The organism is Micromonospora craniellae (assembly GCF_014764405.1).
Classification (GTDB): domain Bacteria; phylum Actinomycetota; class Actinomycetes; order Mycobacteriales; family Micromonosporaceae; genus Micromonospora; species Micromonospora craniellae.
This window is the reverse complement of sequence record NZ_CP061725.1, coordinates 1,317,488-1,331,843: the sequence shown is the minus strand read 5'-3', so window position 1 is coordinate 1,331,843 and position 14,356 is coordinate 1,317,488. Positions and strand designations below refer to the sequence as shown.

At 71.4% G+C, this 14,356-nt stretch carries 14 protein-coding genes and 2 tRNA genes; 8 read left to right on the top strand and 8 right to left on the bottom strand.

Features of this window, described 5'->3' with window-relative positions:
- Positions 1-63: 63 nt before the first annotated feature.
- Genes bcp through ID554_RS06005 form a run of 5 tightly spaced genes read right to left on the bottom strand, consistent with a single transcriptional unit; the run spans position 64 to position 3,460 of the window.
- The gene (gene bcp / locus ID554_RS06025; RefSeq protein WP_117229019.1) at positions 64-540 is read right to left on the bottom strand and encodes a thioredoxin-dependent thiol peroxidase; all 477 of its coding nucleotides are present in this window, start codon (positions 538-540) and stop codon (positions 64-66) included.
- A 35-nt stretch (positions 541-575) separates the two neighbouring features.
- Positions 576-1,658, bottom strand: a complete 1,083-nt coding sequence (locus tag ID554_RS06020; RefSeq protein ID WP_223884452.1) for a hypothetical protein — start codon at positions 1,656-1,658, stop codon at positions 576-578.
- On the bottom strand, positions 1,655-2,371 hold the full coding sequence (locus tag ID554_RS06015; protein WP_117229020.1) for a DsbA family protein: 717 nt from the start codon (positions 2,369-2,371) through the stop codon (positions 1,655-1,657). Before ID554_RS06015 ends, ID554_RS06020 begins: the two co-directional genes overlap by 4 nt.
- On the bottom strand, positions 2,364-2,876 hold the full coding sequence (locus ID554_RS06010) for a MauE/DoxX family redox-associated membrane protein (protein ID WP_117229021.1): 513 nt from the start codon (positions 2,874-2,876) through the stop codon (positions 2,364-2,366). The genes ID554_RS06015 and ID554_RS06010 overlap by 8 nt, the downstream gene beginning before the upstream one ends.
- The gene (locus tag ID554_RS06005) at positions 2,873-3,460 is read right to left on the bottom strand and encodes a sigma-70 family RNA polymerase sigma factor (protein ID WP_117229022.1); all 588 of its coding nucleotides are present in this window, start codon (positions 3,458-3,460) and stop codon (positions 2,873-2,875) included. The genes ID554_RS06010 and ID554_RS06005 overlap by 4 nt, the downstream gene beginning before the upstream one ends.
- Before the next feature lie 204 nt (positions 3,461-3,664).
- Here ID554_RS06005 and ID554_RS06000 point away from each other — a divergent pair, with 204 nt between their 5' ends.
- The 3 genes from ID554_RS06000 to ID554_RS32940 all read left to right on the top strand — a co-directional run bounded on the left by ID554_RS06000 (position 3,665) and on the right by ID554_RS32940 (position 7,143).
- The gene (locus ID554_RS06000) at positions 3,665-5,326 is read left to right on the top strand and encodes a copper resistance CopC/CopD family protein (RefSeq protein ID WP_117229023.1); all 1,662 of its coding nucleotides are present in this window, start codon (positions 3,665-3,667) and stop codon (positions 5,324-5,326) included.
- A gap of 15 nt (positions 5,327-5,341) precedes the next feature.
- Complete coding sequence (locus ID554_RS05995) at positions 5,342-6,106, top strand: YcnI family copper-binding membrane protein (RefSeq protein ID WP_117229024.1); 765 nt, start codon at positions 5,342-5,344, stop codon at positions 6,104-6,106.
- 620 nt (positions 6,107-6,726) lie between these two features.
- Entirely contained in the window at positions 6,727-7,143 is a 417-nt protein-coding gene (locus tag ID554_RS32940) for a hypothetical protein (protein ID WP_396888536.1), read from the top strand.
- Positions 7,144-7,277: 134 nt separating this feature from the next.
- On the opposite strand, the gene ID554_RS05985 is transcribed toward ID554_RS32940, so the two are convergent.
- Positions 7,278-8,573, bottom strand: coding sequence for a glycosyltransferase family 87 protein (locus ID554_RS05985; protein WP_117229026.1), 1,296 nt, complete (start codon positions 8,571-8,573; stop codon positions 7,278-7,280).
- Between the two features lie 67 nt (positions 8,574-8,640).
- Here ID554_RS05985 and orn point away from each other — a divergent pair, with 67 nt between their 5' ends.
- The gene (gene orn / locus ID554_RS05980; protein ID WP_191088731.1) at positions 8,641-9,237 is read left to right on the top strand and encodes an oligoribonuclease; all 597 of its coding nucleotides are present in this window, start codon (positions 8,641-8,643) and stop codon (positions 9,235-9,237) included.
- Between the two features lie 94 nt (positions 9,238-9,331).
- Positions 9,332-9,404, top strand: a tRNA-His gene (locus tag ID554_RS05975).
- A gap of 133 nt (positions 9,405-9,537) precedes the next feature.
- Here ID554_RS05975 and ID554_RS05970 read toward each other — a convergent pair.
- Together ID554_RS05970 and ID554_RS05965 are read right to left on the bottom strand one after the other, a co-directional pair.
- Positions 9,538-10,812: a L,D-transpeptidase gene (locus ID554_RS05970; protein ID WP_117229028.1), complete on the bottom strand. Its 1,275-nt coding sequence runs from the start codon at positions 10,810-10,812 to the stop codon at positions 9,538-9,540.
- A 125-nt stretch (positions 10,813-10,937) separates the two neighbouring features.
- Positions 10,938-12,182 carry a L,D-transpeptidase gene (locus ID554_RS05965; protein ID WP_117229029.1) on the bottom strand — a complete coding sequence of 415 codons (1,245 nt, stop codon included), beginning with the start codon at positions 12,180-12,182 and terminating at the stop codon, positions 10,938-10,940.
- Positions 12,183-12,368: 186 nt separating this feature from the next.
- On the opposite strand from ID554_RS05965, the gene ID554_RS05960 reads away from it, so the two are divergent.
- The 3 genes from ID554_RS05960 (at position 12,369) to ID554_RS05950 (ending at position 14,350) form a co-directional block, all read left to right on the top strand.
- A tRNA-Lys gene (locus ID554_RS05960) sits at positions 12,369-12,444 on the top strand.
- Between the two features lie 165 nt (positions 12,445-12,609).
- Complete coding sequence (locus ID554_RS05955) at positions 12,610-13,290, top strand: HAD family hydrolase (RefSeq protein ID WP_191088730.1); 681 nt, start codon at positions 12,610-12,612, stop codon at positions 13,288-13,290.
- A gap of 40 nt (positions 13,291-13,330) precedes the next feature.
- A complete protein-coding gene (locus tag ID554_RS05950; RefSeq protein WP_117231439.1) occupies positions 13,331-14,350 on the top strand; it encodes a tryptophan--tRNA ligase in 1,020 nt (339 codons plus the stop codon).
- Positions 14,351-14,356 lie beyond the last annotated feature (6 nt).

Here is a 14,356-nt window from a genome sequence, read left to right as displayed (position 1 = left end):
CGGCGAGACAGAGTCTAGAGCCTCGCGCCGTGACCGTGTCGAGCCGGCGGGCGGGTACGACAGTCAGCCCAGGCCGAGATCGCGGCGGAGCTTGGCGACGTGGCCGGTGGCCTTCACGTTGTAGAGCGCCCGCTCGATCTTGCCGTTCTCGTCGATCACGAAGGTCGAGCGGATCACCCCGGTCACCGTGCGTCCGTACGACTGCTTCTCGCCGTACGCCCCGTACGCGGTCAGCACCGACTTGTCGGTGTCGGCGACCAGTGGGAACGTGATCGCGTCGCGCTCGCGGAACGTGGCCAGCTTCTCCGGCTTGTCCGGTGAGATGCCGATCACCTCGTAGCCGGCGGTCTGGAGGGAGGCGAGCGAGTCGCGGAAGTCGCACGCCTGCGTGGTGCAGCCGGGAGTCATCGCGGCCGGGTAGGCGTACAGGATGATCTTGCGGCCGCGCAGGTCGGCCAGGGTGAGCTGTCCTCCGGCGTCGGTGGGGAGGGTGAACTCGGGCGCCGGGTCACCGGCGGCGAGACGAGCGGGTGCGGTCATGGCACGACCCTACCGCCGCCCCGTGTCGCACCCGGTCACCGAGTGACCGGTTCGGTCGGCGCGGCGTTCCGGCCGGTGGCGTGCAGGCGCAGCACCGCGGCGGCGAGTGCCCCGGCACCGGTGACGAGGACCACCACGACCAGCATCCGGGTGGCGGTGGCCGACCACGGCACCGGTGGGACGGCACGGGACAGCACGGCGGCGTTGGACACCCCGGCGAACAGGGCCAGGCACGCCCCGGCCAGCGCCGTCACGAAGTCCACGCCGTCGCGCCGGGTCGCCGCGAAGCCACCGGCGGCGATCGCGCCGAGCCCGGTCACCAGGGTCCAGACCGGACCGGCCAGCAGCCCGGCCAGCACCGCGCCGACTCCCTCGGCCCCGGCGTCGAGCACCCGTCCCACGGCGAGCACGACCGCCGCCACCCCGCCGACCGTCAGCAGCGCACCGAGGCCGGTCCGGGCCCGCCCGCCGGGCGGCGAGGCGGCCGGCAGCAGTCCGGCCGCGCCCACCGCGAGCGCGCCGAGCGTGATCGCCACCCACCACGGGTACGCGTCCGGCGGTGGCACCCAGTCCAGGGTGCCCCGGATCTCGGTGCGCCCGTCCGCGTCGCGCAGCGGTACGGCCCAGTCGCGTACCCGGTGCTCGCGGTCGGGTGCGGCGCGGACCTGGGCGGGCGGACCCGCCTCGCGCCACAGCGCCCGCTGGTCGTGCCAGCGGGCGGTGGTGCCGGTGTCGATCCGTCGCCACTGCGGGGCGGCGGCCGGATCGACCTCGTCCGGCAGCGGCGTGTCGGCGAGGATCGTGCGGTTCAGGTAGGTCGCCGGTGAGCGGGTGTTCTCGAAGACTCCGTCCGGCCCCACCCGCAGGTAGGGCTCGCCCGAGTAGCCGATCACCTCGACCGGCCCGTCACCGGTGTTGGTCAGCTCCAGGCGTGCGCCCGCCTCGACCACCCGGACCCGCAGGTCCGGGCGGGACGAGACCGCGCCGACCGCCACCCGGTAGTCGGTGCCGTCGGGCGCGTCCGCGCCGTGCGCGGCGGCGGGGGCGGCGGTCGCCAGCAGCGCGACGACCACGCCGGTGAGCAGCAGCCCGGTACGGGCCCACACGGCACGGATCACCGTCCGGCCGCCTCCACCGCGGCGGTGATGTTCTCCGGCGTCCACTGCTGCACCGGCTCGCCGTCGACCAGGACGGTCGGGGTGCCGGTGACGTCGGCGCGGCTCGCCTCCTCGGTGACGTGCGCGGTCCACGCTTTGTACTTGCCGTCGCGGACGCAGGTGCCGAAGGCGTTCCGGTCCAGCCCGACCTCGGCGCCGATGTCGATGAGTTGGTCGTCGCTGAGACCGGCGCCGCCCTCCGGCGGCTGGCGCTCGAACAACGCCGCGCCGAACTCGGTGAACTTGCCGCCCTCGGCGGCGCATCCGGAGGCGGCGGACGCCCGGGTCGAGTACTGGGTGCTGGAGAAGCGGTTCAGGTAGGCCACCGGGTGGTACACCACCCGGACCTTGCCCTCGTCGACGAGTTGCTTGAGGGCGGGGCCGCTGGTCTGCTCGAACTGCTTGCAGGCCGGGCAGATGTAGTCCTCGTACACGTCGACGGTGACCGGCCCGGAGCCGACCACCACGCCGCTGCCGGAGTCGTTGGCGCCCGGCGGCGGGGTGAAGTCGCCGGACCGCTGGCCCGACCAGACACTCCATCCGACCAGTCCGGCGATCACCAGCACCACCACCGCGCCGAGCGAGATCCACAGGGTCTGTTTGCGGCGCCGTTCCCGGGCAAGCTGTTCCCGGACGACCCGGGCCGCGTCCTTGCGTCCCTTGCGACTACTCATCCTCGTCCTCCACCGGTTCGCTCGTCAGGACGCCGTCGAGCGAGACGGCCGTCCGGGGCCAGATCAGCAGGAACCCGGCCATCGCCAGGAAGGCCACGTCCCGGAGGATCTCCGGGAGGTAGCTGGGGCGCTGCCCGGCCGGCAACTCGCCGCCGGTCCCGAAGCAGCCGCAGTCGATCGCCAGGCCGCGGGCCCACGCCGAGGCGATGCCCGCGACGAAGAGCAGCAGCAGGACCACCGAGACCCCGGCGGTCAGCCGGGTGGCCAACCCGAGCAGCAGCAGTACGCCCAACGCCAGCTCGACGAAGGGCAGCACCGCGCCGATCACCACCGCCAGGTCGTACGGCATCACCTGGTACGCGTGCACGCTGCGGCCGGAGGCGGCGAGGTCGCCGACCTTGGTGGCGCCGGCGTAGAGCCAGACGGCGGCCAGCCCGAGCCGGACGGCGAGCCCGAGCCAGGGCCGCCACCGCGTCCACCTCGATGTCGCGCCCCGCCCGTTCACCCGGCCAGCGCCTCACCGACCGCGTCCACGAGGTCGGCGCGGGCCCGGGCGACCCGGGAGCGGATGGTGCCCACCGGCACGCCCTCGACGGTCGCCGCCTCGGCGTACGACAGGCCGAGCAACTGGGTCAGCACGAACGCGCCGCGCCGCTCGGCGGACAGTCGGCGGACCAGGTCGGCCGTGCCGAGTTGCCCGGCCGGGTCGGGGTGCGACAGGTCGGTGTGCGCGTGGGCGGTGAGTCGCTGGTCGAGGCGTCGCCGCCGGACCACCGTACGGAGGTGGTCGGCGCAGGCCCGCCGGGCGATGCCGAGCAGCCAGGTGCGGGCGCTGGACCGGCCCTCGAAGGCGGGCAGCGCCCGGAACGCCCGCAGGTAGGTCTCCTGGGTGAGGTCGTCCGCGCTGTCCGGGTCGAGCAACGCCGCCGTGAACCGCCACACCTCGGCCTGGGTGGCCCGGACGAAGGCGGCCTGGGCGGCCGGGTCACCGTCGCGGGCGGCGAGCGCCCAGCCGGTCGCCGGGTCCGGACCGGGGTACGCGTCGCCGGGTTCGGCGGCGGCACGGGTGTCGCGCGGGACGGGGATCACGACAGTCCAGGTTACGCGGCCCCATCGGCGGCAGCAGGGTCCTTCGGCCCTTCATGGGCTGCGCCACGCCGGGAACTATCTCCGGGCTCCGCCCGACTACCCGCTCATGACCCCGGCTTGGCACCCGTGCGTCCGCGTCCGATCGCGGATGACGGTCATCAATTGACGGCCGCGACTCGCCGGGAAGGGGTCCGGTCGGAGACGATGTGGGTCATGACTGCCGTCCCTCGCCGCCGATCCGCCCGGTGGGCCGCCGCCGGCCTGCTGGTCACCGTCGTCGCACTGCTGCTCGTACCGGCCGGACCGGCCGCCGCCCACGCGGTGCTGACCAGCAGCAGCCCCGCCGCGTCGGCCGTGGTGCCCGCCGCGCCGGCCGAGGTCGTCCTCACGTTCAGCGAGACGGTCCGCCGGGTGCCGGACCGGATCCGCGTCATCGCACCGGACGGGTCCCGTGTCGACCAGGGCGAGGCGACCTTCACCGACAGTGTGGTCACCATCGACGTCGACACCTCCGGCGGCAACGGCACCTACCTGGTGACCTACCGGGTGATCTCGGCGGACAGCCATCCGGTCTCCGGCGCGTTCACCTACTCCGTCGGTGCGCCCTCGGAACCGCCGGTGGACAGCGGCGACGACGGCCGGGCCGACCCGTTGGTCACCAACGCGATCAAGACCGCCAAGTTCGTCGGGTACGTGGGCCTGCTGCTGCTCGTCGGCCCCGCGCTGGTGCTCGCGCTGCTCTGGCCGCGCCGGCTCTCCCGGCAGGGCCCGGCCCGACTGGCCTGGACCGGGCTGGGGCTGGTGGCGGCGGCCACCGTCGCGGCGGCGCTGTGGCAGGTGCCGTACACCAGCGGCGGCGGGCTGTTCGACATCACCGGCGAGGGGCTGAGCCTGGTGCTCGGCAGCACCTTCGGTGCCGCTCACCTGATCCGGCTGGGGCTGCTCGCGGCGGCGGCGTTCCTGCTCCGGCCGCTGCTGGCCGGGCCGGTCGGTCGGGCCGACCTGATCATCCTCGGGGTGCTCGCCGGTGCGGCGCTGCTCACCTGGCCGCTGTCCGGGCACCCGGCGGCCTCGCCCGCCCCGGCGGTGTCGGTGATCGTCGACGCGGTGCACCTGGGCAGCATGGCGGTCTGGCTGGGCGGCCTGGTGATGCTCGCCGCCTTCCTGCTGCCACGGGCGGACGAGCGGGAGCTGGGCGCGATCCTGCCGATCTGGTCGCGCTGGGCCGCGCTGGCGGTCTCCGCGCTGCTGCTCGCCGGCATCGTCCAGGCGCTGATCGAGGTGGCCACCCCATCGGCGCTGTTCAGCACCACGTACGGCCGCCTGGTGCTGGCCAAGGTCGGGCTGTTCGCCGTGGTGATCGTGGTGGCCGCGTACTCGCGGAACCTGGTCCGCAAGCGGGTCGCGGCCAGCCGCCCCGCCCCGGTACGCCGGGCCGTCTGGGTGGAACTGGCGGTCGCCGCGGTCGTGCTCGGCGTCTCCGCCGTCCTGGTGCAGACCACTCCCGCGCGGACCGCCTCGACTGACGTCTCCGCCGTCGACGCCGGCTACTTCACCACCCGGGTGGAGAGCACGCTGTACTCGTTGCAGATCGAGATGTCCCCCGCCAAGCGGGGCAACAACACGCTGCACTTCTACGCGTACACGCTGGACAACCGGCCGCAGCCGGTCGAGGAGTGGAAGGCGACCATCGCGCTGCCGTCGGCCGGGATCGAGGGGATCGACATCCCGCTGCTGCCCCTGACCGACAACCACGCGACCGGTGAGATCACGCTGCCGGCGTCGGGGGAGTGGGAGATACGGGTCACCGCCCGGACCACCGAGATCGACCAGGCCACGGTGACCGCCACCGTGCCCGTCAGCTAGAGAGGTTCCATACCGATGATCCGTCACCGGCGTACCGCGGGCGCCGCCACAGCACTGGCGCTGGGCGTCGTCGCCGTCCTCGGCTTCGCGACACCCGCGTCGGCCCACGTCACGATCGCCCCGGAGGTGGCCGAGCAGGGCGACTACACCCGGTTCGCCTTCCGGGTCCCGAACGAGAGCGACACGGCGTCGACCACCAAGCTGGAGATCTTCCTGCCGGAGAACGCCGCGATCGGCTCGGTTTCCACCACGCCGGTGCAGGGTTGGACGGTGGCGGTGGAGAAGCGCAGGGTCGACCCGCCGATCCTGGTGCACGGCGCCGAGATCTCCGACGTGGTCGCCAAGGTCACCTGGACGGCGAGCGGCGACGCGGGGATCGCCCCGGGCACCTTCCTGGAGTTCCCGGTCATGATGGGTCCGCTGCCAGAGGTGGACCAGGTGGTCTTCAAGGCGTTGCAGACCTACTCCGACGGCGGCGTGGTGCGCTGGATCGACGAGCCGCAGCCGGGCGGTGAGGAGCCGGCCGCCCCGGCGGCGGTGCTCAGCCTTACCGCTGCGGGCACCCCGACGCAAGGGGCGGCCGGGGCGCCCGCGCCCGAGGCGGCGGACGACGGTGACGACGGCGACGGCGACGGGCTGTCCGTCGGGCTGGGCGTGGCCGGGCTGGTCGCCGGTGTCGGTGGCCTGGTGCTGGGCGGGCTCGCGTTCGCGCGTACCCGCCGGGACGCCGACACGGTGGATCGCGGCGGCGAGGCGACGACCACCACCGCCTCCTCCTGACCGTCACCGCGTCGCGGGCCCGCCGAGTGTTTCCGGCGGGCCCGCCCGCTTTCGAACCCGCTGCCGTGGATATCCGCAGATCAGCCGTTCGGCGTAGGTAAGGTCGGCCGGGTATCTCGCTACGGAGGGGAACAAGGCGGATGCGTTTCGTGTGGGCGTTGGCCGGCATGTTGCTCCTGATCACCGGCACCACCGCGCTGCTCGGCGCCGCCGGGCTCGGCCTGTTGACCGGTCACGCGGACCCGGGCGGGGGGTTCACCGCCCGCGTCGAGACCGTGCGGACACCGGGGCACGCGGTGGTGGTGGCCGACCTGGACGCGCTGCTGCGGCAGGAGATGCCGTTCGCCCGGGCCGGGCAGGCCCGGCTGCGGCTGGACGCGCGCACCCCGGACGGCCCGGCCTTCGTCGGGCTGGCGCCGACCGACGAGGTGCGCCGCTGGCTGGCCGGGGCGCCGCACGCCGTGGTGCAGCGGATGGCGCTGGCCCGAGGTCCGCTGCCGGTCCGGCTGGAGCACCGCACCCCGGCGGCCGGCACACCGCCGACCGTGCCGGCTGCTCCCGCCGCAGAGACTTTCTGGGTACGCGCGGGTGCCGGCGTCCTCGAATGGAGTCCCGAGGACCTGACCGGCCAACCGTTGAGCCTGGTGCTGATGCACCCCGACGGTCGGGGTGACCTGGTCCTGGATCTGCGGGCCGAGCTGCGGGCCGGGTGGATCTCGCCGGCCACCTGGGGCTCGCTGACCGGGGGCATCCTGCTGGTGGTCCTCGCGGCGCTGGTGCTGCTGCGCCCGGTACGCCCGCGCGAGGTGGTCTTCGTGGTCGAACCCGACCAGGTTCCGGTGCTCGCCGGCCGGCTGGGCGTGAGTTCGCTCAGCGGCCTGGGCATCCCGCCGTCGCCGCGTACGGTGCCCGAGCGGCAACTGGTGTCGGTGGCCGGTGCCACCCGGGCCGCGATCGCCCCGGTGCCGCGCCCGGAGACCCTGGCCGACCTGCCCGCTCCGGACCACCCGCTGCGTCCGCCCGCCCCACCGTCCTGACGGCCTTCGGGCGCCCGTCCGGCCGGAGGGGGGCGGGGCGGGGCGGGGCGGCCCTCCGCGCTGCCGACGTGGAGGGCCGCCCATCACCGGGGGATATCGGTGCCCATTGGGTGATGGATGCCTATACGGGTAGATTACCGGTTAATGGTCGCCTCGGGAAGAGTGTCTGCTTCGCGAGGCTCGTTCGCCCGCTGGTCCGCCCGTGGGCGTACCGGCAGGACGACCAGGAGCAGCAGGCAGAGCAGCACGTACGCGTTGCGGAGCACGAACTCCCAGGGCGTCTGGGTGGGCGTCGGGTCGACGCCCCAGTCGTAGAACGTCACGACGCCGTAGACGATGATCATCGAGGTGCCGAGCGCGAGGCCGCCCAGCCGGCGCCGCCGCCGTGCCCCCTCGGGCGTGCGGGGATCGGTGCGCAACGTCGCGTCGAGCAGGATGAGCACGGCCGGAATGAACCAGTAGATGTGGTGCGTCCAGGTGATCGGGCTGATCAAGGCGGCGACCAGGCCGGTCAGGGTCAGGGCGGTGAGCGTGTCGCCGGCCTGGGTGGCGCGTACCGCCCGCCACAGGCCGTAGGCGACGACGGCCGCGACCAGGGGCAGCCAGATCAGCCGGCTCGGCTCCTCCGGAGCGGTGAGCCGGCTCAACAGCCCGAACAGCGACTGGTTGCCGGTGTAGTCGGTGCGACCGACCCGGTCGGTGGCCCACAGCTCGTGCGTCCAGAAGCGCCACGAGTCGCCGGGCGCCACCGCCGCGGCGAGCAGGGTGGCGCCGGCGGCGGCCGCGCTCGCCACCACCGCCGCCCGCCAGCGCCGGGTGACCAGCAGGTAGACGATGAAGATGCCCGGGAAGAGCTTGAGCGCCGTGGCCAGCCCGATGCCCACCCCGGCCCACCGGCTGCCGCGGGGTACGGCGAACAGCAGGTCGGCGAGGATCAGCACCACCAGCAGCATGTTGATCTGTCCGAAGGTGATCGTCTCCCGGGTGCTCTCCACGCCGAGGATGAGCAGCGAGCCCACGACCAGCGTGAACAGGTACGGCAGGCGGTGCCGGCGGATCACCGGGTCGAGCAGCCACTTCGTGGTGACCACCACGCCGAGCACGGTCAACCCGGTGAAGATCGCCACGGTGGCGCCCAGCTTCAACAGGGAGAACGGGAGCAGCAGCAGCGCGGCGAACGGTGGGTAGGTGAAGTAGAGCTCACCCTGCACCCGGTCCGGTTGGGCGTAGTCGTAGAGCGGATTGCCGGCGGCCCACCAGTCCATCGCCGCCATATAGATCTTGAGGTCGAAGAAGTCGTGCACGGTGCCCGGCTGGTAGAGCACCGGCAGCACCGAGGCGAGCGCCAGCGCCGCGACGATCCGCCGTGTGCTGCGGCTACCAGGGTCTTCGAGGTCGACGCTGGACGGTGTGGCGGGTTCGGCGGGCACGGGAAAGACCCTAGCGGTCGGTCGGGTCGGCGGCGCGCAGCCACGGTGCGTGGGCTGCGCGTAGGCTGTGCCGATGGCTGATCTTCTCGTCTGGATCGACTGTGAGATGACCGGGCTCGACCTCGGCGGCGACAAGCTGATCGAGGTGGCTGCGCTGGTCACCGATCCGGATCTGCGCGTGCTCGGTGACGGCGTGGACGTGGTGATCCACGCCGACGACGCGGCGCTCGACGCCATGCCGGAGATCGTCCGCACGATGCACGGCAAGTCGGGGCTGACCGACGAGGTCCGCCGCTCCACAATCAGCCTGGCCGAGGCCGAGGACATGGTGCTCGACTACGTCACCAGCCATGTGAAGGACCCACGGACGGCGCCGCTCTGCGGCAACTCGATCGCCACCGACCGGGGCTTCATCGCCCGGGACATGCCCCGCCTCGACGCGCACCTGCACTACCGCATGATCGACGTCTCCTCGATCAAGGAACTGTGCCGCCGGTGGTACCCCCGGGTGTACTTCGGCCAGCCGCAGAAGGGTCTCGCCCACCGGGCGCTGGCGGACATCCGGGAGAGCATCCGCGAGCTGGAGTACTACCGCCGCACCATCTTCGTCCCGCTGCCCGGGCCGGACGTGGAGAGCGCCAGGGCGATCGCCGCCGACCTCTGAGCCACCCCGGCAACCCGCTGGACGCGGTCGGCCGTGGTGGGGGTATGATTTCCCCGCACCCGCACCGGGCGAATTGGCCAGGCGCGGCGGCATGGTGGCTGTAGCTCAGTTGGCAGAGCACCGGGTTGTGGTCCCGGTTGTCGTGGGTTCAATTCCCATCAGTCACCCGGTTTCCGGATCTCCGTATCCGCGGCTCAGGCCCCGTCTCCGGACGGGGCCTGAGTCTCTCTAGGGGATCGGTGGGGCATCACGACCACGGCGGCGGTCCCCCGCACGGGGGACCGCCGCCGATGCCGAACCTCAGGTGGTGGGCGCTTCGGACTCGTCCGCCGAGGTCTCCTGGTCGGTGGCGTCCGGCCCCGCCGGCTCGTACGGCAGGGCGCTGCCCTTGACGTACTCCTCCCAGCTCACGTTCCAGTCCGTCCAGCCGTTGCCGTTCTGGAGCTTGCGCTCGGTGCCCTTGACCACGATCGGGTCGCCGACCTTCGTGTTCTCGAACAGCCAGGCGCCGTTGACCATCGACACGTTCACGCAGCCGTGCGAGACGTTGGTGGTGCCCTGCTGTCCCTCGGACCAGGGCGCGGCGTGGATGAACTCGCCGCCGTAGGTCAGGCGCTGGGCGTAGTCGATCTTCGTCCGGTACCCGTCCTCGGGGCCCAACTCCTCGTACGTGTCGAAGACCGTCTTGCGCAGCTTCTCCATCACCACCATCGTGCCGCTGGAGGAGGGCGTGCTCTTCTTGCCGAGGCTCACCGGGATCGTCTTGACCGTCTCGCCGTCCCGGGTGACGACCATGCGCTTGGTCCGGTTGTCCACCGTCATGACCTGCTTCGGGCCGACGGTGATGTCGACGGTCAGGTCGGCCCGGCCGTACCAGCCGTCGCCCAGCGGCAACCCGCCCGCCTGCACCCGGTAGGAGACCTTGCTGCCGGCCTGCCAGAACTCCTTGGGCCGGTAACGGACCTCGGTCGGGCTGACCCAGTGCCAGACGCCCTCCTGGGCGGGCGTGGACGTGACCGTCATCCGCCGCTGGAGGTCGGCGCGGTACTTCTCCGGGATCTCCCGGCCGAACTTCACGATCAGCGGCATCGCCACCCCGACGGTCTGGTCGTCGCCGAGGAAACTGGTGATCCGGACCTGGTTGCCCGGCTGCTTCATCACGGTGAACGCGCTGGTCGCGGTCACCGGGACACCGTCATCGCCGGTTGCGGTGACGGTCGCGGTGTACGACTCGCCGTACGCCAACGCCTTCGCCGGCAGCCAGCTCCTGCCGTCCGCGACCAGCGCGCCCTTGACCGGCTCCCCGCCGGCGTCGGTCAGCTCGACGGCGGTCTCCTCGGACTGCTCGGCGGCGAACGTGATCGCCGTCGAGGCGGGAACGTCCTTCGCGTCGGCGGCCGGCTCGCTGATGCTTACCGACGCCTTCGGCGTCGGCTGGTCGGCGCCGTCCTGCCAGCCCGGCCCGTCGTCGCCACCCTTGCCGCCGGTGCAGGCGGAGGTCAGCACCATCGCCGCAGCGAGCATCCCCGCGGCGAGCACCCCCCGCCGGCGGTTGCGCTGGTCCCGAACTCGCATGGTGTCCTCACAGTCGTGGTCCGCTGCCCGTCCACATCACAGACGCACCGGAACACGTACCCGTTGCGGAAGGTGAACCCAAACACGTGGAGCGGGATGTCCGGATAGTGACATATCTGGCACGGTCACAGCGCCGGACCGGCACCACCGTCCGGAACCGGCAGCGCGCTGCCCTTGACGAACTCCGACCAGCTCAGATCCCACGCCGTCCAGCCGTTGCCGGCGGCCAGCTTGCGCTCGGTGCCCTTGATGGTGATCGGATCACCGATCTTGGTCCGTTCGAAGAGCCACCGGGCGTTCGCCAGCGACACGTTCACGCACCCGTGTGACACATTCTGCCGTCCCTGGACGTGCTCCGACCAGGGCGCCGCGTGGATGTACTCGCCACCCCAGGTGAGCCGCTGGGCGAACTGGATGTCGGTGACGTAGCGGTTCTCCGGATCGGGATCGTCCATCGTGTCGAAGACCGTCGCCTCCTGTTTCTCCATCACCACCAGCGTGCCGCTGGACGACGGGGTCTTCTTCTTGCCCAGGCTCACCGGCAGGGTCTTGATCAGGTTGCCGTCCTCGTACACCCGCATCTGCTTGTCGGCGTTGTCCACCTTCATCTCGAAGGCCGAACCGATCTTCGCGGTGGCGCTCCGGTCGACGTTGCCGAACCGGCCGTTGCTCAGCGGTATGCCGGCCAATGCGATCCGTACGGACAGCTTCGTGCCGGCCTTCCAGTACTCCGGCGCCCGGTAGAACGCCTGAGTGCCGTTGCTCACCCAGTGCCAGGCACCCGGCTGCGGCGGATCGGTCTGCACGAACATCCGCTTCTGCACGGCGGCCCGGTCCTTCTTCGGGATGCCCGGGTGGAACTCCGCCACCACCGGCATCGCCACCCCGTACGTCCGGTCGTCGAACAGGTAGAGCCCCGAGGTGATCATCGAGCCGGGCTTGGCCATCGTGGTGAACGTGCTGGTCCCCTCGCTGACCGAGCCGTCCGGCTGGTTCGCGGTGACCGTGGCCGTGTACGTGGTGGACCACTTCAACGGCGCCGACGGCACCCAGGACGAGCCATCCGTACGCAGCTTGCCCTTGACCTCCTTGCCGTTGGCGGTGGTCAGACTGACCTCCGACACCGTCGCGCCGTCCGGCAGCTCGGCGCCGATCTCCACGCTCACCGGCCGCTTCTTCGCCCCGTCGGCCGGGCTCACCGCCAGCGGCGGCCCACTCGACGGCGGCGTGTCCGGCGTCACCGCCCCGGTCGCCGCTGGCCCCGGGAGGAACTCGGCCGCCGAGCCCTCCTCGCGACAGCCCGACAACGCCAGCGACGCCACCAGGCCCAGGGTGCCCACCAGCGCCCCGACCCGCGCGAACCTGCCCATCCCCACCCCTGTCCTAGCGCACCTGGCGCACATCGTGCCCCATACCCGCCGTCCAACATGAAGCCGTCCCACGCCATGTGTGTCCTTGTTGTCAAATGTCCGGAAAGCTCGCCCGAAGGGACGACCCGGGTATCGGATTGGAACGCGCCTCGGGGGGCGTGCTACGGTTCTCCCCGTTGCCAACGAGCGCCGCTAGCTCAACTGGCAGAGCAGCGGACTCTTAATCCGCGGGTTCGGGGTTCGAGTCCCTGGCGGCGCACCAAGCAGCAAGGCCCTGACCTGGTAGAACTCTGCCGGTCGGGGCCTTTTTCGCGTACGCCGTGGTGGCTGGTCGCTCGCCGGGTGCTCGGGAGCCGTTGGACCGGGTCGGCGGTGCGGGGACCGGCTGTTTCCGGTGGGACGCGGCGTGGAGGGGAGGCGATCACCGTTGGGCGATCATGGCGAAGTCGATCTCGTCATCTTCGACTGTGACGGGGTGCTGGTGGACAGCGAACCGATCGTGAGCCGGGTGCTCGCCGACCGGATGCGGCACCTGGGTATCCAGATCACCGACCAGGAGTGCGCCACGGCGTTCGCCGGTCTCGATCAAGCAGCGGCGGCCCGGCTGATCGCCGATCGCCTGGGCGATGCCGTGCCCACCGGTTGGTTCGATTCGCTGACCGTCGCGGTGGATACCGCGCTGCGTGCCGAGGTGGCCCCGGTGCCCGGGGTCGCTGCATTGCTGCAGCAGCTTCGTGTTCCTTTCTGCGTGGCGTCGAACGGGCGTCCCGAGAAGGTCGCGTTGACCCTGGGCGTCTGTGGCCTGGCGCCGTACTTCGAGGGCCGGATCTTCACGGCCGCCGAGGTCGCGCATGGCAAACCTGCTCCTGATCTCTTCCTGCTGGCGGCGTCCAGGATGGGCGTACCACCTGCCCGCTGCGTCGTCGTCGAGGACAGCGAGTCGGGAGTGGTGGCTGCACGCAGCGCAGGAATGCGCGTCCTGCGGTACGCGCCCGATGGCTCCACGTCAGGGTCGGTCCGAACTTTCGGGGACCTGGCGGAGTTGCCGTCGTTGCTCGGCCTTGCCGATACCAACAACAGCATTTCGGTACGCGCCGACAGCCGATGAGGACGGAAGATCGAAGGCGGCTCACGGTAATGTCGTGCCCATGGGTTCGACGGCGCGAAGGGTATCGCTGACCGGCATCAAGCCGACCGGTGAGCCGCATCTGGGCAACTACATCGGCGCGATCCTGCCGGCTCTGCGTTTGGCTGACAGTTACGAGTCGCTGTACTTCATCGCTGACTATCACGCGCTGACGACGATCCGCGATCGTGAGCTGATGCAGCACTACACCCGCTCCGTGGCGGCCACCTGGCTGACGGCCGGACTCGACCCGGATCGCACCACGTTCTACCGCCAGTCGGATGTCCCGGAGATCTTCGAGCTGAACTGGATCCTGGCGTGTATGGCCGGCAAGGGCCTGATGAACCGGGCGCACGCCTACAAAGCGGCGCGTGACCGCAACCGGGAAGCCGGCAAGGATGATCTTGACGCCGGTGTGAACATGGGCCTGTTCAACTACCCGGTGCTGATGGCGGTCGACATCCTCATCATGGACGCCGACGTGGTGCCTGTCGGTCGCGACCAGGTCCAGCACGTCGAGTACGCGGCAGACATCGCTGGCAGTTTCAACGCCGTCTACGGAGACCGGTTCAAGTTCAAGATCCCCACTGCTGTCATTCCTGACGAGGGGTCGGCGCACACCCTGCCCGGCACCGATGGTCGCAAGATGAGTAAGTCGTACGGCAACACGATCCCCTTGTTCGCGCCAGAGCCCAGCCTGCGGAAACTGGTGCGGCGTATCCCGACTGACAGCGTGCCGGTGGAGGAACCGAAGGACCCGGACTCGGCTGCGGTGTTCAAGCTGCTTGAGCGGTTCGGCGAGGTGGACGTGGTCGCCGACACGCGGGCGCGGCTGTCGGCCGGCGGGATGGGCTGGGGAGAGGTCAAGGCGCATCTCGCTGACGCGCTCGTCGCCGAGTTCGCGCCGCTTCGGGAGCGTTACGAGGCGCTGATGGCGCAGGGGAGCGAACTGGACGACCTTCTCGCCCACGGTGCGGACAAGGCCCGGAAGCAGACCAGGCCGTTGCTGGATCGGGTGAGAGACGCCATCGGCATCGGATAGCTCGTG

Bases quoted from the DNA above. Each gene is read 5' to 3' on its own strand.
- bcp (WP_117229019.1), bottom strand. From the start codon at position 540: ATGACCGCACCCGCTCGTCTCGCCGCCGGTGACCCGGCGCCCGAGTTC.
- ID554_RS05970 (WP_117229028.1), bottom strand. From the start codon at position 10,812: ATGCGAGTTCGGGACCAGCGCAACCGCCGGCGGGGGGTGCTCGCCGCG.
- ID554_RS05965 (WP_117229029.1), bottom strand. From the start codon at position 12,182: ATGGGCAGGTTCGCGCGGGTCGGGGCGCTGGTGGGCACCCTGGGCCTG.
- ID554_RS05995 (WP_117229024.1), top strand. From the start codon at position 5,342: ATGATCCGTCACCGGCGTACCGCGGGCGCCGCCACAGCACTGGCGCTG.
- ID554_RS05950 (WP_117231439.1), top strand. From the start codon at position 13,331: ATGGGTTCGACGGCGCGAAGGGTATCGCTGACCGGCATCAAGCCGACC.
- ID554_RS06000 (WP_117229023.1), top strand. From the start codon at position 3,665: ATGTGGGTCATGACTGCCGTCCCTCGCCGCCGATCCGCCCGGTGGGCC.
- ID554_RS06015 (WP_117229020.1), bottom strand. From the start codon at position 2,371: ATGAGTAGTCGCAAGGGACGCAAGGACGCGGCCCGGGTCGTCCGGGAA.